Consider the following 18,223-nt stretch of genomic DNA (forward strand, 5'->3'; position numbering starts at 1 on the left):
TCATCCCTGTTTCTGTTTCAGCGGCAGCACCCGTACGAGGTCGCCTGCCTTGACGTCGAGTGCGGCGGCTTCGTCGCTCGTGAGGCGGAATACGCCTTCATGCGGCACGCCGGCTGCCACGCCCACGCGGAAATCGCCCAGCGACGTGTTCGACACCAGCGACTTCGGCCCATCCTGCGGCGCGGGCGAAGCGCCCAGCGCGACGATTTCCACCGGCACGCGCACGCTTTCACGCACCGTGCGCAAGTCGGCGATATGACATTCGAGCACCGGCCCCGCGTCGAAAATATCCACGTGATTCTCGTAGCGCAGCCCTTCCGCTTCGAGCATGCGCCGCGCGGGAATCGTGTCGTTGTGCGTGAGCCCGACGCACTCCTGCGCTTGCTGCGGCAACAGCTCCACATAGACCGGAAAACGCGGCATCAACTCCGCGAGGAACGCCTTGCGGCCATGCGAGCTGAGATAGTCCGCCGCGTTGAAATCGATCTGGTAGAAGTGCGAACCCACCGCGCGCCAGAACGGCGAACTGCCTTCCGCGTCGAAATGGCCGCGCAGTTCCGCGCAGATGCGTTGCGGAAAGCGCTCGCGAAACTGCGCGAGAAACATGAAGCGCGAGCGCGACAGCAAACCGCCCACGCCGCTGGCACGATAACGCGGGCTCAGGAACAGCGAGCACAGTTCGGCGTATCCGGTGAGGTCGTGCGAGATGTTGAGTGCCCGCATGCGGGTCCAGATGCCGAGGTCCTGGCTCGCATGCACCACCGTGCTCACGCGGTAGTTGTAAAACGGCTGCTGCAGGCCGACCGCCGTTTCGATGCCGCAGACGCCCGCCACGTCGCCAGTAGCGGTGTCTTCCATCACGAAGAAATAGCCGGCCTCGTGCGGCTCGGCGCGATCTTCCATCGTGCGGCGCGAGCGTGCGACGCGCGCCGCCAGTGCATCGCGATCCGGCTTGAAGGTGGTGAGACCGGGACCGGTCTCCTGAGCGAGCGCCATCAGCGCGTCCACATCGCCCGTTTGCACGACGCGAACCACGATCATGATGCGTCTCCCAGTCGTTCGTCAGCGGAGGTCTGGTCTTGCTGATGCAGCGGTACACAACGCACCGCGTCGCCCACCTGCACGCCGAGCGCGTTGCGGACCGCCGGCGGCAGCGGCGCGTCGGCCTGACGGTTGGTAGGCAGATCGGCCGGCAGATTGGCCAGCACACAGCGGAACTCGTCCGCGCGATTGCTCGCGATCAGCCAGCTTGCAGCGCCCTCGCTCGCGTCCGTGTCGAGCACCGTGCGGGTCTGGTTGAGCTTGACGCAGGCGCTGCGATCGATCTGCGCGGTAAGTACCGGCCCCGCATCGAAGATATCGACGAAGCGGTCGGTCTCGAAGCCTTCCTCGAGGTGGATGTCATAGGCGAGCAGCGCCTTTTCATCCGGCTCGCCCAGCACGCGCTGCGCCGCTTCCGGCAGCAGCGGCACGTAGACTGGATAGCTCGGCATCACTTCGGCGATAAAGGTGCGGCTGCGGCCGCCCGATTCGATTTCGATGTCCGCGAAGTTGCGGCCGAAGAACTTGCGACCCACCGCTTCCCAGAATGGCGACACGCCGTTGTCGTCCGTCACGCCCAGCAGCAGCGAGAACACCTCGGACGTGAAGCGCTTGCGGTTGGCCGCGATATACATCATGCGTGCGCGTGACATCAGATGCGCGGCTGCATCGCCACGCAGCGCGGGATCGATATAGAACCCCGCCAGCCGGCTTTTGCCGGTCAGCTCGTGCGACATGGTCAGCGCGTGGATCTTGCGGTTCACATGCAGTTCGCGCGACGCATGAATCAGGGCGTCGTTACGGAACGCGTAGAACGGTTCCGAGTAGCCGGCGGCTGCGACGATACTCGCCGTGCCCGATAGCTTGCCGGTCTCGCTGTCTTCGAGCACGAACAGATAGAACTCCTCGCCCGGAAAATCCACTTCCGCGCGAAACGAATCCTCGGACAGCGCGACGCGCGCTTCGAGCGCACGGCGGTCATGCGGCAGCGAGTGCAGCACGGGTTGAGCCGTGCGCGCCATGTGTTCGAGCGCGTCGAGATCGGCAAGACGGCCAGGGCGTACGAAGAGCATCGTCGTTCCAGTGGTGAGAGGGATGCCGGGTTCAACAGCGAAGTGCGTGGTGCGCGTGCGAGGTTTGCCCGGGAAACGCGCCGCATGCATCTGATGCGGCGCGGGGCCCGAACGGCAGCGGATCAGCGCGTCGGTGCAGCAGCCGTCGCGCCCACCGCTTCCTCAAACGCTTTCGCAAGCCGCGTGAAGCCTTCCTGCATGTCGTCGAGCGGCATGATCAGCGACGGCACGAAACGCAGCACATCAGGACCTGCCATCAGCATGATGACGCCATGCTTGCCGGCTGCCGTGACGAAATCTTTTGCGCGGCCCTTGAATGCGCCGGTCAGTTCCGCGCCGATCAGCAGACCCTTGCCGCGCACTTCCGTTAAGAGACCAAAGCGTTCGTTGAGCTTCGCCAGATGGCCCTTGAGTTCGGCACTGCGCGAGCGCACCCCTTCGAGCAGCGCGGGATTGCTGATCAGTTCGACCACCTTCTCCGCAATCGCGGCGCCGAGCGGATTGCCACCGTACGTGGTGCCATGCACGCCCACCTTGAAATGCGCGGCGAGCGCCTCGGTGGTCAGCATCGCGCCAATCGGGAAGCCGTTGCCGAGCGCTTTGGCCGTGGTCAGGATGTCCGGCGTCACACCCGTGTCCTGATACGCGTAGAAGTATCCGCTGCGGCCCACCCCGGTTTGTACCTCGTCAAAAATCAGCAGGGCATCGTGGGCGTCGCAGGCTTCGCGCAACGCCTTCAGGAATGCCGGATCCGCTGGAATCACACCGCCTTCGCCCTGGATCGGCTCGACGATCACCGCGCAGGTGTTCGCGCCAATTGCCTTGCGCGCCGCTTCGATGTCGTTGTACGGCAGATGCACGATGCCCTGCGGTACCGGACCGAAGCCTTCCGAATACTTCGGCTGACCGCCCACGCTGACGGTAAAGAAGGTGCGGCCATGAAACGACTGCGTGAACGAAATGATCTGGTCTTTTGCTGCGCCGTGACGATCGAACGCCACGCGGCGCGCCAGTTTCAGCGCGGCTTCATTGGCTTCGGCGCCGGAATTGGCGAAAAACGCCCGGTCGGCGAAGGTCAGTGCTTCGAGACGTTTGGCGAGGCGCAGCACCGGTTCATTGGTGTAACCGTTGCCAATGTGCCAGAGCTTGCCGCCCTGCTCGGCCAGCACCTTGAGCAGTTCCGGATGCGCATGACCGAGCGCCGTGACGGCAATACCGCCCGCGAAGTCGATGTAGTCGCGGCCTTCGGTGTCCCATACGCGCGACCCGAGCCCACGGTCCGGCACGAAGGCGGCGGGCGCGAACACCGGCACCATCACTTCGTCGAAAGTCTGGCGTGTCACTGGCAGGTCGTTCATGGCAAGTCCTCGGTACGCTATTGACGGTATGACGTAGTTTAGGAAACCTCGGACGAAACGTCTTGCGCATACGCGACGTGTTCTTTCGGGTTGCTGTGGCTAGCCTGCCACTTTGCCGGGATGTGGCCGGGGGACGTGCTTTGGGGTGCGCTTTGGGGTGCGCTTTGGGGTGCGCATTGGGGTGAACTTCTACGTGCCGCGGGGCAGTACTGCGTAATGCGGGCTACGCTTCGTCCGCGGCCGTGCCGCTCGCGGACGCCGCGCCGGTCTGCCTGTCGAGCCAGTTGCGACGATCTTCGCGCGGTGTCACGCCAAAGTGGTCACGATAAGCATTCGAAAAGTGCGCGGCGGACGAAAACCCGCAGGCGAGGCTGATCTGCACCACGGATTTGCTGGTGCGCTGCAATTGCGTGCGCGCCTTCGACAGACGCAGGCCCATGTAGTACTTCGACGGCATCGCGCCGAGATACTGGCGAAACAACCGCTCCAGTTGCCGCCGCGACACGCCGACGAGTCCGGCGATCTCGTCGCCCGTCAACGGGTCTTCGATATTCGCTTCCATCAGCGAGAGCGCATCGTTCAGGCGCGGATGGCGCTCGCCAGGCGCCGTCACGAACGGAATGCGCTGGCGCTCTTCGGCGGCGCGCAGCACGCCCACCCCGAGCGTATCGGCGATCCGCTCGGCCAGTTCGGGGCCGTGCTCGCGGGCGATCATCGCCAGCATGAAATCGACGCTCGCCTGGCCGCCCGCGCAGGTGGCGCGATCACGGTCGATTTCGAAAATCTGCTGCGTGACGATGGCACGCTCGAACTGTTCGGAGAATTGCTGATAGGACTCCCAGTTGACGCTCACGCGGTAGCCGGAGAGTTGTCCGGCCGTAGCAAGCCACCAGACACCGTGATGAATGCCCGTGACGAGCGGCGTGCGTTGCCCGACGCGCGCGAGACTGGCCACGAACTGCCGGTCGCCGGTAAAGGACTGGAAGCGCTCGCTGACCACGATCAGCCAGTCGCACGTCAACGCTTCGCCAAACGCGCCATCCACCGGCCACTGCGCGCCGCCCGACAGCGGCACCGCGCGGCCATCCGATGAAAACACCTGGCAGCGATAGAGCGCGCGGCCGTCGATCTCGTTGGCGAGATTCAGCGCGTCGACGATTGGACCCACGCCCGACATGGAGACGGGCGGCAAGGCGACGATCGCCACCTGGGTGGTACGGGCGGACGGGGACGGCGTGCGCGGCATCAAGCGTAGGGGGCGGTGAAGGCTGTGAAGGCGTAAAGCTCGTGCAATTCGAACCGCGCGCGTTACTTGAGACTGCCGGACAAAAACTGCTTGAGGCGTTCGCTGCGCGGCGCGGCCAGCACTTCGGCCGGCACGCCCTCTTCCTCGGTGCGTCCTTGATGCAGGAACATCACGTGATTCGACACGTTGCGCGCAAAGCCCATTTCGTGTGTGACGACGATCATCGTGCGGCCTTCCTCGGCCAGCTTCTGCATCACCTTCAGCACCTCGCCGACCAGTTCGGGGTCGAGCGCCGAGGTGGGCTCGTCGAACAGCATCACGTCCGGATTCATGGCGAGCGCACGCGCAATTGCCACGCGCTGCTGCTGACCGCCCGACAGATGCGACGGATACTGTTTTTCCAGGCGGGGCGCGAGGCCCACTTTCTCCAGATACTCGCGCGCCCGTTCTTCGGCTTCGCGACGCGGCAAACCCAGCACGTGGATCGGCGCCTCGACGATGTTCTCCATGACGTTCATGTGCGCCCACAAATTGAAGTGCTGGAACACCATCGCCAGCTTGGTACGGATGCGCTGCAACTGCTTGTGGTCGGCCACTTCCAGGTTGCCGCTGCGATCGGGTTTGGTCCGCACGGCTTCGCCATCCACCACGATCTGTCCGGCGTTGGGGCGCTCGAGGAAGTTGATGCAGCGCAGGAAGGTGCTCTTGCCCGACCCGCTCGCGCCGATGATGCTGATGACGTCGCCCTTGTTGGCGTTCATCGACACGCCCTTGAGCACTTCGTTGTCGCCATAGCGCTTGTGCACGTCCTGCACGGCGAGCTTGCAGGCTTCGGTTTGGCTGGTGTGGAGCAAGGTGCTCTCCTGGATAAATGCAGATGACCAGCGCGAACGATACCGCAAGATCGCCCCACCCCGGAACTCCCACTGCTGGGCAGCGTGATATTGCGTCGCAGCAACCCAAGGGCAACCCTCACGTGCCGCGCGAAGCTCGTTACACTGCTGGGGTTGCGGGTGCTGCCGCGCCCGCTCGCACAGGATGGCCGCGCATGAACTCACGTTTCGATTCCGCCACGCTGAACGCCTACTCGCAGGATGCCGCGCGTTATAGCCAGCAATGGCTCGACCAGCCGCCACCGAACGACCTCTACGCGTTACTGGAAACGCACCTGGTGCCCGAGGGCAAGACCGCCGAGATCGGCTGCGGCAACGGTCGCGACGCCGCGTGGCTGGCCGCGCATGGCTACGACGTGACCGGCTTCGACGCCGCCACAGGTCTGCTCGCAGAAGCACGCCGTCTGCATCCACACATCACGTTTCGCGAAGCCAGCCTGCCGTCACTGACGGAGATCGACGAGGACTTCGATAACGTCGTCTGCGAAACGGTGATCATGCACTTGCCGGCTGAAGCGATTCCGTTGGCCGTCGACAATCTGCGGCGCATCCTGCGACGCAATGGCATGTTGTATCTGTCTTGGCGCGTCACCGAGGAGCAGGACGAGCGGCTGCCCGATGGGCGGCTTTACACCGCGTTCGAACCGTCCATCGTGGTGGATGCGTTGGTGGATTGCGCCGTCCTGCTGTTCGAGGACGGCGTGAGCGAGAGCTCGGGCAAGCGCGTTTGCCGTCTGATTGCGACCAAGAATATCGACGAGAGCTGAAGGCAGAATCGTCACCTCGCACCACTTCGCGCTACTTCGCAACCGCCCGCGCCTCGCAGCGTCACTCCATCCCCAGCCGCGCACGAATGGCCGGCAACATCTGCACGACGGCGGCACGCCCTTCTTCGATGGCCGGCGCCGCGCGGTGGAAATCGAAAATCCCCATGCCCCCCAGGCGCGGCTGAATCAGGATGTCGGCCGGTTCACCCGCCAGACGGCTGCGCGTGATCCGCACCTGCATGATGTCGATGCTCTGCGCAACCGAACTCAGCATGGACGGCACGCGCGCACTCGGTGGCGGAGCGACGCGCACATCGCTACTGCCCGCCTGGTCGCCGGGTGCGAGCCAGCGCGGCCACGGCTTGCCGTTCTTGCGCAACGATCCGGGCGGGGGCACCTCGGGGTCGATGATTTCCGTGGCCACCGTTACGCCGCCAAAGTCGCGGCCATTCAGGATGTCGCTGTTCAGATCGACCGCGATGACGCAGTCCGAACGCATGCCGCGCGCCACCGAAACCGGCACCGGGTTGCTGAGGCCGCCATCCACCAGCCAGACGCCGTTTTGCCACACCGGCGTGAAGATGCCGGGAATCGCAATCGACGCGCGTACGGCGTCCACCACACTGCCGTCCTGTATCCAGGTTTCGCGGCCGGAGTCGAGTTCAGTCGCCACCGCCGCGAACGGCATGCGCAGATCGGCGATCGCGCAGCCGTTGAACTGGTTGGCAAACACCTGGATCACCTTGCGCCCACCCAGCAGGCCGCCGGAGATGCGCAGATCGAGCAGGCGCACGACCGTCTGCCAGGTGAGGCGCGAGACCCATTCTTCGAGCCAGTCGAGATCGCCGTTTGCATACACCGCGCCGACCAGCGCGCCAATCGAGGTGCCGCACACCACATCGGGCTTGATGCCGGCTTCGTGCAATGCGCGGATCGCGCCAATATGGGCCCAGCCCCGCGCAGCGCCACCGCCCAGCACGAGCCCAATCCGCGAATGGGGACGCCGTCGCAGCATGTTTTTTCTCCTTATCGTCCGCGAATCACATCCGAGCGCGATGTCGTATAGACCTTGTGAAACTGGTCGAAATGTACGTTGAAAAAGGCCTCTTCAGTCACGCCGCCTTCGCGCCACTTCCAGCTCCAGACCGTCTCCGGTTTGAGCGGGAACACCGCTATCTGACCTGGCTTGCCGAGCAGCCGCCGCACTTCGTCCTCCGTCATGCCGGGCCGGATCTTGCCGAAATTCTCCGCCGTCAGCACCTGGGTGATGGCCTGCAGTTTGCCGTCCCGGTCGATGTCGACCATGTACGTGTTGAGCCCTTGCGGGCCGCGCGGATATTCGAGGCGCTTCGAACCGTCGGTATACACGCGTTCGGTTTCCGGCTTGCCCATCTGGTTGCGCACCTGCTCCTCCGTCGAGATGCCGGGGGTGAGGTCCTTCAGCAGCAGCGCGTCGGGTTTGACGGCGTTGAACAGATCCTTGAGTTTTTGCACAGCGCGTTGGCCCTGTTGGTCGTCGCAACCTGCCAGCGCCAGCGAGGCAGCCAGCACGGCAACGGAAATCAGTCTGAAGCTCGAAGCCATTGTTCGGAGTGGGATGCGAACATCCTTTGAATGATGTACTACAGGATAACAAAATGATCGAAGCAAGCGCACGTTGGCGGCCATAGCAAGGGCCATGCGTTGCGAAGCGGCATGTCACGCCGTGCGCGGTGCGCGATGAATTGACAGGTGGAGGGTGGCGACGGGATGACGACGGAGGGCGAGCAAATCTGCCGGCCAAGACTGATGGTGACACCGACACTGACGCGGAACGACGACCTGCAGCGGCCTGCATCGTGCGAAGCAACCAGTTTGCAATCTTCGACTGCGGGCCGCTCCCGGCCACTGGTTTTGATGCTTTCGTCCGGCGCCTGCCGCTGCTCCCTGGCCGTCTGGTCCCTCGGCTATTTTGCCCAGGTGGTCAGTAATTTAGACGCAATATCTGTGTTAGGCGAGAGCGCGTTTACACCGATTCGCGTGCCCCTCGAATGCGCGCGTCTGGTCTGCCTGACAGCGTGCGCACGCGACGCATTTTGGCTCTTCAAGGCAACGGGAAACTGCGATCGAAACTTGCGCGCACATCGAGGTGTGCAGGGATCACGTTGGCGCTGGTGTAGGTATCGGCGGTGCGCTGCTGCGCCGTGACGACGCTATCGTCGATGGCGACCGGATGCACCTGACCACGCTGATACACCGTCTTCAGCACATCGGGCGGCAAGCCGGTCACGCGCGACTGCATCGCCGCCACTTCGTCCGGATGCGACAGCGCCCAGCGCTGCCCAATGGCTACCCGCCGCAGGAAATCCGCGAGTTGCGCGTGCTTGTCCGTAATCGCGTGTTCGGTGGCGACCTGATAGCTGAGCCCTTCCGAGAGCCCTACGCCGGTCGCGATGATGCGGTCGTGATCGCGCGCTTCGCTGAGCGCCGTGTACGGATCCCACACCGACCATGCATCGACGCTGCCCGCCGCAAGCGCCGCTTTCGCGTCAGCCGGCGCGAGGAACACGAGTGTCACGTCGGAGATCGGGATGTTGGCTTTTTTGAGCGCTGCCAGCGCGAGAAAGTGGCCAATCGAGCCACGTGTGGTGGCAATCCGTTTGCCGCGCAATCCGTCTACGTTGGTGAGCGGCGAATGCGCGGGCACGACGATGGCGAGATCCACCGGTTGCGAACGCGTGGCCGCCACGGCACGCACGCGGGCGCCAGCGGCGAGTGCAAACACCAGCGGTGCATCGCCGAGACCACCCACATCCACGGCTCCCGCATTCAATGCCTCACCCAACGGTTGCGCCGCCGGAAAGTTGAACCATTCGATCCGGTACGGCAGGTCCTTCAGTTGACCGGATGCTTCGAGAATGCCGCGCGTCTGCAACGACTGGTCGCCTACCTTGAGCACCGTGAGGTCGTCGGCGAACGAGGCGTTTGCTAACGCTGCGAGGGCGAACGTAACGAGCAGGCGCGCGCAATGGCGCATCCGTTGAAGCAACGCATGCCGTGCAGAAGAACCAGAACGCGCACGATGGACGCCATGAAGCGAGCGGGCAAACAAAGATGTCGTCATATCCTGAGTAGCGAAGCGCACACCGCTTACGGGCCGCAGCGGGGCCACAGCGCGCGCATGGATTGCAGAACTGAGAATGACGATAAGGGACGCGTTTGCAGAACACAAACGCCGAATTCTTCTAAGCAAATCAGCGGAAGATGCGCGCGTCAGCTTTGCCGCGCGCTTTGAGCGAGACGCGTTTTCGCCGCGCGGCGCGCAGCATTCGCGGGATGCCCGATGCGGCACCCCGCTCCCACGCCACGCTGCGCGTCAGATCACATGAAAGCCGTGCGTACCGTCACGCGCGAGTTGCGCCACGAGTCCGTATTCCCACTCGAGGTACGCATTCATCGCTTCACGCGCGTTGTCCGTGCCTTCATAGGGACGCCGGTAACGGTCGATGCGCGGCGAGGCCAGATGCGTTGCACCGCTTTCAACCGGCAAGCCCGCCGCGATCCATGCGCTGGTGCCACCCGTCAACACCTGCACCGGCTTGCCCGTGAGCGCCGCCAGTTCAGGCGCCGCAAAACGCGCCAATGCACTGGTGCCGCACGTGACCACATAGCGCTCCGCTGCGGGCAGCTTCGGCAATGCGTCCGCGAGTTGTGCACGCAATGCCCACCACGCGCCAGGGATGTGCTGCTTGACGAAATTGGCGCTGGCGGTGAAATCGACCACCACGGTGCCCGTGGCTTTCAGCAAGGCCGCCAGTTCCTGCGGCGAGATTTCATCGGCGTCCGGCGCCGTGACCGCGTTGCGCACCACCGGCGTGGCGCCCTCCTCGGTGAAATCGGCGGCGGTCAAACCGTCGATCACGTAGACCTCGACATTCATCTGCGCGAGCCACGACGCGGTCATGTTGGCGCGCACGCCATCGCTGTCCGCGAGAATCACGCGGGCGCCCCGCACCGGCGCGAACATGTCGGTTTCCTGCACCAGTTGACCGCCGGGCGCGCTGCGAAAACCCGGTACGTGGCTCGCCGCGTATTCCTGCGGCGTGCGCACGTCGAAGCGATAGATCGTGCGCACCGCTTCATCGGCCCAGCGACGCGCTTCGTCGCGCGTGGTGCGGCCCACTTCAGCGCGATCGGCAACGGCACGCGCGTCGGCCGCTGCCGCGACGCGCAACGCGCCGTCGCTGACAGGATCGAAACGGCGTGAACTGCCGTGATCCAGCGCCTGGCCTGCCAGCGTCCAGCCAATCGTGCCATTACGCAACGCGGCGACCGGATTGGGCACACCCGCGTTGATCAGCGATTGCGTACCAATGATGCTGCGCGTGCGACCCGCGCAGTTGATGATGATCTGCGTGGTGGGATCGGGCGCGAGCTGGCGCGCGCGCAGCACCAGTTCTGCACCGGGCACGCTGACGCTGCCCGGGATATTCATGGTTTGAAATTCGTCGTAGCGGCGCGCGTCGAACACCACGACATTCGCGTTGGCATCGAGCAGAGCCTTCACATGCGCCGCTTCCATTGACGGCGTATGGCGTTCGCTTTCCACCAGTTCGCCAAATGCCTTGCTCGGCACATTGACGTCCCGGAACAGTTCACCGCCCGCCTCGGCCCAGCCACGCAGGCCGCCGGCAAGCAGCGAGACATCGGTATAACCCAATTCGATGAAGCGGCGCGCGGCCCGCTCGGCAAGCCCTTCGCCATCGTCGAAAACGACAATCGGCACGGAGCGGCGCGGCAAACGCAACGGTACGTCGAGTTCCAGCTTCGATAAAGGCAGATTGGCAGCGAACAACGGATGGTTCTGCGCGTGTGGATCTTCCTCGCGTACGTCGAGCAAGGCGATTTCGCGGCGTTCGAACAAGGCACGGCGTACGTCTTCAAAAGCACGGGTACGGAATTCAGCCTCAAGCGTCATATGAGAACACTCTCCTTCGATACGTTCCAGATATTCGGCAACACATCGTTAGCGTAGCCGGAGATAAATCTTTTGCGGCGTCAGTCGAGCGTATAAGTGGAGCGCGGCACGGCGCCGATATTTGCACCATAAACATGAATGCTGATCGAAACGCGGTCATTGAATGCATTGCTCACGCGGTGGATGTCGCCGAGATCCGGCGAAACAGCGTCTACACTCCCCGCATCGAGCCGTTTCATCTCACAGTTAGCAATCAACGTGCCGCCCTCGTGTGGAGCATTGTTTAGACTATACCCCTGCACAATTTCGGCGCCACGCAACACGCCGATCAAACCCCAGACGGTGTGATCGTGTATCGGCGTGGCCTGTCCGGGCCCCCAGACAAAACTCACGACGGAGACCCCGTCCACGCGAATCCGCGTGCAGGAGGTACTGCTGATAACGCGCGGGATCAGGACGCGCGAATGCGTCCGACAGCCAGTCGTCGTGCGCAATCAACTCGCGCAGACTGGCCGCGCCGGTTTCCAGCAGATGGGCTTCGGGCACGGCAGCATCGAGCAGCGCGGCAATGCGTTCCACCAGCGTGCGCAAGCGGTCAAGCCGCAAAGGTTGGCTCATGAAAGGACTCAGTCAAGGACACACGTGCGGGTGCGGAAACGACCGATGTGGCGACACTTACATCGCATGTAAAAGCGTGGCATCGAAGCGATGAGGAAAGCGCGGGGGCGCAGGTTCTTCAGATGAAACGGCACGCGCTTCAGGACGTGCCTGCGCGCGCCTTGCAAACTCCGTAGCGCGTTGCCGTGGATTGCCATGCGCATCGTGTTTGTCTGACTACCCCGTGTCTGTCATGTTGTTGCTGTCACAATCAAATGTGACGAACGATCTCTGTACACGTCGCGAATTGACTGCCTGAGTTTTCTAGTCGAATACGTCCGGTTCCGCCGCGACGAGTCCTTCTTCGAGGCTGCGAAACGCGAACAGCGCGCCGCCTACGCGGCCCACCTGCTCATGCGTCAAGCTGGCGATGTCGTGCGCGATGGGTTGCGGCTTGCCCGCGGCTTCCGCGAGCAATTGAGCGTGACAGGCGTTGTCGAGCGCGATGTACCACCATGCAGCCGCTTCGACGGTGGGGCCCGCGGTCAGAATGCCGTGATTCCTGAGGATGACCGCCTTGTGCGAGGCGAGCGCCGCGGCAATCCGCGCACCTTCCTGCGTATCCAGCACCACGCCGCGAAAATCGTCGAACAGCGCGTGATCCTGATAGAAAGCGCACGCGTCTTGCGTGAGCGGATCGAGCGTACGGCCGAGCGACGACCAGGCCTTGCCATAGAGAGAATGCGTATGGGCCGCCGCGACGACATCGGGACGCGCTTCGTGAATGGCCGCGTGAATGGCGAAAGCCGCCTGATTCACGGGCCCCTCGCCCACCACGATCTCGCCTTCGGCGTTGACGAGCAGCAAATCCGACACGCGCATGCGGCCGAAATGCTTGCCGAACGGATTGACCCAGAAGTGATCGGGAAACTCGGGGTCACGCGCGGTGATGTGGCCGGCGAGACCCTGATCGAAGCCATATCGTGCGAAGAGGCGAAACGCCACGGCGAGCCGCTCCTGACGATGACGCCGTTCGTCAGCGATACTTGCGCGCGGCGGTATCTCGTCGAACCAGTATTTGCGCAGTGGCGCGTGACGTTGCAGCGAAGCGGTATCGGCTGTGCTGGTGACGTGGGAGGTCACCACGGCGAGATCGGTCATCGTGTCTCCATCAGGCTGCCGCGCGCTCGGTGCGCGCGATGCGCTCGCGGGTAGCGGGGATCAACGTACGACCGTATTCGATTGCGTCTTCCAGTGGATCGAAACCGCGGATCAAAAAGGTCGTCACACCCAACGCATGATACTCCGCAAGCGTGTCGGCCACCTGGTCCGGTGTGCCGACGAGCGCCGTCGAATTCGAGCGGCCGCCGATCTCTTTGGCGACTGCCGTCCACAGCCGCTCGTCCGCACGATCGGTGCTGCCCGATGTCGCCAGCAGACGGCGCGCGCCTTCGCTTTGCGCGGGACCGCCCACCCCGAGCCCCGACAATGCACGCAGCCGTTTGGTCTCGGCGAGAATCCGCTCCGCGCGCTCCCACGCCGCGGATTCCGTCTGCGCAAGGATGGGCCGGAACGACACCGAGAAGCGCACCGAGCGACCGTGTTTGGCGGCTTCGGCACGCACACGCGTCACCTGCTCGCGCACCTGGGCCTTCGATTCGCCCCATAGCGCGTAGACATCCGCGTGACGGCCGGCAATTTCGAGCGCGGGCGCCGATGCACCGCCGAAGTAGATCGGGATGTGGGGTTGCTGAACGGGTTTGACTTCAGAGAAGCCTTGTTCGAAGCGATAGTATTCGCCGGCGTGATCGAAGGGTTTGTCCTCGGTCCAGATGCGGCGCAGGATGGACACGTATTCATTGGTGCGGGCATAGCGCTCGTCGTGCGAGAGGAAATCGCCGTCGCGGCGCTGCTCGGCGTCATCGCCACCGGAGATGATGTGCACCGCGAGGCGGCCACCCGAATAGTGATCGAGCGTGGCGAGCTGGCGCGCGGCGAGCGTGGGCGCGACGAAACCGGGGCGATGCGCGAGCATGAAATGCACATGCTGGGTGACGCTGGCCGCGTGAGCGACGGTGAGGAGCGCATCGGGGCTAGTGGAATGATGCGGCACGAGGACACGGTCAAAGCCGGCGGCGTCGTGAGCCTGCGCGAAGTCCTTCACATATTGAAGATCGATGACCGGGCCATGCGGTGCGTGAGTTTCAGACACCTTGCGGGTCTGGATCATGCCGATGAATTCTACTGTCACAGTGCGGGTCCTGTTGAAAGTCTGGCTTTCAAGGTAGCACTGCGGGGGTGGGGTTGTTAAATATTGATCGTTGATAAGGATATGGGGTTCTTGCAGAAGGCTTTTTTTGGTGGCCCCTCTCGCGGGGCGGCGCTTACTCTTTTTTGCCGCTGCTGCTGTTTTGGGCTTTTTTTGTTTTCTTGTTGGTCTGTTTGTGTTGCCCTTTGTGTGTTGCCCTTTGGGCCGGTGGTATTTACTTTTTTTTGCCGCCGCTGTGTTTTGGCCTTTCCTTGTTTTCTTGGTGGTCTATTTGCGTTGCCCCTGTGCGGGGCGGCACCTACTTTTCTTTGCCGGCCGCAAAGAAAAGTAGGCAAAAGAAAGCGGGCTCACACCGCCAGCCTGTAGGTGTCCACCACTAACTGTGATTCCGGAGTGGTCCGAGACGAGTTGATCCCTCGCCTCGCTACCCCCCCGTGACCAGGCAGTCATCCGCTCCGCGTCGCGCTGCGCGCTCCGTCGTTCGGCATAACCTCAACTGTGCTGTTCTCGATACCTCGCGTCGTGGTGACGCTCCAAACCCGCGAAAGCGTGATTTGTTTAGACATGCTAAGTGCCATGCTGGAAATGCAGCGCAAAGCACACCGGCAAATCGCCGCCCATGCTTTCCAGCGCAGACCCAACCGCGACGCACGAAGTGCGGAGTGGGATGGATGAGTGCTTTGTCACGGGCGCGAAATGTGCGAGGGGAGGTCTCGTCTCGGACCAATGCCGCGAGAGCGGCGAGGGAGACATCTACGGGCTAGCGGTGTGAGCCCGCTTTCTTTTGGTTACTTTTCTTTGCGGCCGGCAAAGAAAAGTGACTGCTGCCCCGCACAGGGGCGACGCAAGCAAACCAAAAAGAAAACAAGGAAAGGCCAACGCCGCATGGCAAACAAACGCAAGTGCCGCGCCGCACAGGGGCAACACAATGGAGAGTCCAGCGCCGCAGGCAAAAAAACCTCAAACCCTTTCAACAACCCCACCTTTAGGCCAAAAAACCTCAACAACCTGCCACGAAACCAAAGCCAGACACCCAAACACAATCTCCCGCATCCGCTTGACCAGCGCAAGAGAAAACGCCACCTCCCGATCCACGCCAAAAATCTGCGCCAGCAACACCACCGCGGCATCCTGCACCCCCAGCCCCGCTGGGATAAAAAACGCGGCATGCCGCACCGCCTGGGTCAGCGCCTCGATGGCCAGCGCCCCGCCTACTGAAACCGGATGCCCCAGTAACTCCAGCGCCCAGTACGTCTCCAGCGCCCCCAGCATGTATCCGCCCAGTTGCCATAAAAACGCCCGCAACAACAAGCCCGTGCGCGACATCAACGCGTCGATGTCCGCGTCGAGTCGCTTGCCATCCACGCCTTGCAACAAGGCATGCGATGCACCCAGCAAATGCGCGGCCCAACGCTCGATGGCATGGAACACCCCGCCACGTCGCACCAGCACGACTGCCAGCACCGGCAATGGCAGTGACAACAACAACGCGAGACCAATGGTCCGCAATGCATCGGCCTGATGCGTCCACGCCACGATCAACACCAGCCCAAGCGCGGAAAACGCGTATTGCACGGCCATCGTCACCATCACTTCCACGATCACCGTGGCGCTCACGAAGCTCACGTCCGTTACCCGCCAGCGCGCGAGTCGAATGCCGACAATCTCCCCGCCGATCCCCGCCGCCGGCAGCAAGCGGTTCACCGCTTCGCGCACCGTGGCGATCCACCAGAGGAACAGCAGCGAAGTGCGCTTGCCCAGCAACACATGCCATGCGTAGGCATCGAGCAGCAGCGGCAACGCGTGGAACGGCACCAGCCATAGCAAGACCCAGCCGGCCTGGCTGATCGCCTGCACCAGGCCGCCTACGCCCTCGTGCAGCACCAGCGCAATCAGGATCGTGACGCCTATCGGCAAACCCAGCCATTGCAGCCACTTCATAGCGCCTGTGCTCCCCGGTCGCGGGCACCGTCACTCTGGATGCCGTGGCCGAAAACGTCGGTAAAGCCGCCGCGCGTCGCACCGGCTGCTTCAATCGCCGCCGCCACGCGTGGCGAGAGCAATGCCTTCAGTTCGTCCGCATGCCGGTAGCTGCGCATGCCGTGCGACAACGCGCCCTCTCCCACCACGGCCGGATGGCAGTAAATCTCGCCTACGCCATGCGGCAAACTCGCGAGCGCATCCAGCAAGACCGCCTCGTCCATCTGCCCCGTGCTCGCAATGCCCACCACGTAATCGTTATGCGCCACACCCGCGTGATCGAGCCGCGCCCGCACCAGGGCAATCCACGGTTTCAGCCACACCGGTTCGCTGGATTCGCTCGGCAAACGCATCGCGCGCATGCCGTACTCGCGGCCAATCTCGAGGATCAGCGCGAGCACGGTGGGATGCAGATGAAAGTGCTTGTGCGTGTTGACGTGATCGAGCGGCAGCCCGGTCTTGGCAAACGCTTCGAATTGCGCGCGAATTTCCAGTGCCAGCTGTTTGCGCACATGCGGCAAACAGAAAAAGCGCACGCCGTCGCGCACCATGTTGTCGCCGAAGCGTCCGTCTGCATCCACCAGGGCCGGGATCGCTTCGCGCGGCAAATAAGCCGCGCCGTCTGCGAGCACCAGATGCAGGCCAACCCGCAAATCGGGTAGCCGCCGCGCCCGTGCTATGGCGTCGTGTGCAGCGGGTGCGGCCACCATCAGACTCGCCGCCGTCAGAACACCGTGCACGTGCGCCTGTTCGACGGCCTCGTTGACGCGTTCGTGCAGACCGAAGTCGTCTGCGGTGAAGATCAGCGTACGTTGCGCCAGCCGAGCCTCATGCGACATCACGCTTCGTGCGCGCGCAGGAAGCGGAAGAATTCCACGCCTTCGCGCAGACGCCGCTTCATCATGTCCCAGCTCATCAGCATTTCGCGCACGATCTCCCAGATCTTCGACGGGCGGAAATAGAAGCGCTTGTAGAAGCTCTCGACGTGGTGATAAATCTCCTCACGCGACAGATGCGGATAACCGATCGCCGCCAGTTGCACGCCTTCCTTGCTGACGAGGTTGATGACCTTGTTCTCCTGCAGCCAGCCGTTTTCCACGGCCTGGTTATAGAGCGTGGTACCCGGATACGGCGCCGCCAGCGAAACCTGGATGGTGTGCGGATTGATTTCCTTCGCGTATTCGATGGTCTTTTCGATGGTTTCCTGGGTCTCGCCCGGCAGCCCCAGAATGAATGTGCCGTGAATCTTGATGCCGAGCTTGCGGCAGTCTTCGCTGAAACGGCGCGCAATGTCGGTACGCAAACCCTTCTTGATGTTCAGCAGGATCTGGTCGTCACCCGACTCGTAGCCCACCAGCAGCAGACGCAGACCGTTTTCCTTCATGATCTTCAGCGTCGCGTACGGCACGTTCGCCTTCGCGTTGCAGGACCATGTCACGCCGAGCTTGCCGAGACCGCGTGCAATCTCTTCGACGCGTGGTTTGAAATCGGTGAAGGTGTCGTCGTCGAACATGATCTCCTGCACTTCAGGCATGTTGTCGCGAATCCACTTCACTTCTTCCAGCACGTTTTCCACCGAGCGCGTGCGGTAACGGTGGCCGCCCACCGTCTGCGGCCACAGGCAGAAGGTGCAGCGTGAACGGCAGCCACGCCCCGTGTAGATCGACACATACGGATGCTTCAGATAACCGATGAAGTAGTTGTCGATCTTCAGGTCGCGCTTGTACACGGGTGCGACGAACGGCAACTGGTCCATGTCTTCGAGAATGGGACGCGCGGCGTTGTGTTCGATCGAACCGTCTGCTGCGCGGTAGCTCAGCCCCTGAATCTGCTCGAACGGCGTGCCTGCTGCCACTTCCTGGCAGGTAAAGTCGAATTCCTCGCGGCAGACAAAGTCGATGGCTTCGCTTGCAGTCAGCGAGTTGTGCGGATCGACCGCCACCTTTGCGCCCACCATGCCGATCAGCACCGAAGGCGCGCGCTTCTTCAGGTCCTCTGCGAACATCGCGTCAGTAGGAAACGAGGGCGTGCTGGTGTGGATG

The 18,223-nt window shown here is 63.0% G+C and carries 15 protein-coding genes and 1 pseudogene; 1 reads left to right on the forward strand and 15 read right to left on the reverse strand.

The features are described from left to right. The 5 genes from astA to D0B32_RS11095 form a co-directional block, all read right to left on the reverse strand. Positions 1 to 1,041: an arginine N-succinyltransferase gene (gene astA, locus D0B32_RS11075; protein WP_117333981.1), complete on the reverse strand. Its 1,041-nt coding sequence runs from the start codon at positions 1,039 to 1,041 to the stop codon at positions 1 to 3. Continuing rightward, on the reverse strand, positions 1,038 to 2,114 hold the full coding sequence (aruF, locus tag D0B32_RS11080; RefSeq protein ID WP_117333982.1) for an arginine/ornithine succinyltransferase subunit alpha: 1,077 nt from the start codon (positions 2,112 to 2,114) through the stop codon (positions 1,038 to 1,040). Before aruF ends, astA begins: the two co-directional genes overlap by 4 nt. Before the next feature lie 122 nt (positions 2,115 to 2,236). Beyond that, positions 2,237 to 3,472 carry an aspartate aminotransferase family protein gene (locus tag D0B32_RS11085; protein WP_117333983.1) on the reverse strand — a complete coding sequence of 412 codons (1,236 nt, stop codon included), beginning with the start codon at positions 3,470 to 3,472 and terminating at the stop codon, positions 2,237 to 2,239. A 223-nt stretch (positions 3,473 to 3,695) separates the two neighbouring features. Further along, complete coding sequence (locus tag D0B32_RS11090; protein ID WP_117333984.1) at positions 3,696 to 4,718, reverse strand: GlxA family transcriptional regulator; 1,023 nt, start codon at positions 4,716 to 4,718, stop codon at positions 3,696 to 3,698. 62 nt (positions 4,719 to 4,780) lie between these two features. Beyond that, on the reverse strand, positions 4,781 to 5,572 hold the full coding sequence (locus tag D0B32_RS11095) for an ABC transporter ATP-binding protein (protein ID WP_117333985.1): 792 nt from the start codon (positions 5,570 to 5,572) through the stop codon (positions 4,781 to 4,783). A gap of 194 nt (positions 5,573 to 5,766) precedes the next feature. Here D0B32_RS11095 and D0B32_RS11100 point away from each other — a divergent pair, with 194 nt between their 5' ends. Continuing rightward, positions 5,767 to 6,378 carry a bifunctional 2-polyprenyl-6-hydroxyphenol methylase/3-demethylubiquinol 3-O-methyltransferase UbiG gene (locus D0B32_RS11100; RefSeq protein ID WP_117333986.1) on the forward strand — a complete coding sequence of 204 codons (612 nt, stop codon included), beginning with the start codon at positions 5,767 to 5,769 and terminating at the stop codon, positions 6,376 to 6,378. 61 nt (positions 6,379 to 6,439) lie between these two features. Here the strand turns inward: D0B32_RS11100 and D0B32_RS11105 are convergent, their stop codons facing one another. The 10 genes and pseudogenes from D0B32_RS11105 to hpnJ all read right to left on the reverse strand — a co-directional run. Then, complete coding sequence (locus D0B32_RS11105) at positions 6,440 to 7,393, reverse strand: patatin-like phospholipase family protein (RefSeq protein WP_117333987.1); 954 nt, start codon at positions 7,391 to 7,393, stop codon at positions 6,440 to 6,442. 11 nt (positions 7,394 to 7,404) lie between these two features. Continuing rightward, positions 7,405 to 7,962, reverse strand: coding sequence for a hypothetical protein (locus tag D0B32_RS11110; protein WP_117333988.1), 558 nt, complete (start codon positions 7,960 to 7,962; stop codon positions 7,405 to 7,407). 499 nt (positions 7,963 to 8,461) lie between these two features. After that, positions 8,462 to 9,394, reverse strand: coding sequence for an ABC transporter substrate-binding protein (locus D0B32_RS11115; RefSeq protein ID WP_117333989.1), 933 nt, complete (start codon positions 9,392 to 9,394; stop codon positions 8,462 to 8,464). 339 nt (positions 9,395 to 9,733) lie between these two features. Beyond that, on the reverse strand, positions 9,734 to 11,335 hold the full coding sequence (locus D0B32_RS11120) for a rhodanese-related sulfurtransferase (RefSeq protein ID WP_117333990.1): 1,602 nt from the start codon (positions 11,333 to 11,335) through the stop codon (positions 9,734 to 9,736). Then, positions 11,332 to 11,953, reverse strand: a pseudogene (locus tag D0B32_RS11125) (cysteine dioxygenase). Before D0B32_RS11125 ends, D0B32_RS11120 begins: the two are co-directional and overlap by 4 nt. 303 nt (positions 11,954 to 12,256) lie before the next feature. Then, on the reverse strand, positions 12,257 to 13,093 hold the full coding sequence (locus tag D0B32_RS11130) for a class II aldolase/adducin family protein (protein WP_117333991.1): 837 nt from the start codon (positions 13,091 to 13,093) through the stop codon (positions 12,257 to 12,259). A 10-nt stretch (positions 13,094 to 13,103) separates the two neighbouring features. Continuing rightward, a complete protein-coding gene (locus tag D0B32_RS11135) occupies positions 13,104 to 14,183 on the reverse strand; it encodes an LLM class flavin-dependent oxidoreductase (RefSeq protein ID WP_117333992.1) in 1,080 nt (359 codons plus the stop codon). A 978-nt stretch (positions 14,184 to 15,161) separates the two neighbouring features. After that, positions 15,162 to 16,142: a lysylphosphatidylglycerol synthase domain-containing protein gene (locus D0B32_RS11140; RefSeq protein WP_117333993.1), complete on the reverse strand. Its 981-nt coding sequence runs from the start codon at positions 16,140 to 16,142 to the stop codon at positions 15,162 to 15,164. Further along, positions 16,139 to 17,020, reverse strand: coding sequence for a hopanoid biosynthesis-associated protein HpnK (gene hpnK, locus D0B32_RS11145; protein ID WP_117333994.1), 882 nt, complete (start codon positions 17,018 to 17,020; stop codon positions 16,139 to 16,141). Before hpnK ends, D0B32_RS11140 begins: the two co-directional genes overlap by 4 nt. After that, positions 17,020 to 18,223, reverse strand: a 1,204-nt coding sequence (hpnJ, locus tag D0B32_RS11150) for a hopanoid biosynthesis associated radical SAM protein HpnJ (protein WP_259294955.1), incomplete at its 5' end; no start/stop codon positions are given. The genes hpnJ and hpnK, both read right to left, overlap by 1 nt.

Source organism: Paraburkholderia sp. DHOC27 (assembly GCF_003429005.1).
GTDB lineage: Bacteria > Pseudomonadota > Gammaproteobacteria > Burkholderiales > Burkholderiaceae > Paraburkholderia.

Bases quoted from the DNA above. Each gene is read 5' to 3' on its own strand.
- aruF (WP_117333982.1), bottom strand. From the start codon at position 2,114: ATGCTCTTCGTACGCCCTGGCCGTCTTGCCGATCTCGACGCGCTCGAA.
- D0B32_RS11140 (WP_117333993.1), bottom strand. From the start codon at position 16,142: ATGAAGTGGCTGCAATGGCTGGGTTTGCCGATAGGCGTCACGATCCTG.
- D0B32_RS11110 (WP_117333988.1), bottom strand. From the start codon at position 7,962: ATGGCTTCGAGCTTCAGACTGATTTCCGTTGCCGTGCTGGCTGCCTCG.
- D0B32_RS11120 (WP_117333990.1), bottom strand. From the start codon at position 11,335: ATGACGCTTGAGGCTGAATTCCGTACCCGTGCTTTTGAAGACGTACGC.
- astA (WP_117333981.1), bottom strand. From the start codon at position 1,041: ATGATCGTGGTTCGCGTCGTGCAAACGGGCGATGTGGACGCGCTGATG.
- D0B32_RS11115 (WP_117333989.1), bottom strand. From the start codon at position 9,394: ATGCGCCATTGCGCGCGCCTGCTCGTTACGTTCGCCCTCGCAGCGTTA.
- D0B32_RS11090 (WP_117333984.1), bottom strand. From the start codon at position 4,718: ATGCCGCGCACGCCGTCCCCGTCCGCCCGTACCACCCAGGTGGCGATC.
- D0B32_RS11130 (WP_117333991.1), bottom strand. From the start codon at position 13,093: ATGACCGATCTCGCCGTGGTGACCTCCCACGTCACCAGCACAGCCGAT.
- D0B32_RS11085 (WP_117333983.1), bottom strand. From the start codon at position 3,472: ATGAACGACCTGCCAGTGACACGCCAGACTTTCGACGAAGTGATGGTG.
- hpnK (WP_117333994.1), bottom strand. From the start codon at position 17,020: ATGTCGCATGAGGCTCGGCTGGCGCAACGTACGCTGATCTTCACCGCA.
- D0B32_RS11105 (WP_117333987.1), bottom strand. From the start codon at position 7,393: ATGCTGCGACGGCGTCCCCATTCGCGGATTGGGCTCGTGCTGGGCGGT.
- D0B32_RS11100 (WP_117333986.1), top strand. From the start codon at position 5,767: ATGAACTCACGTTTCGATTCCGCCACGCTGAACGCCTACTCGCAGGAT.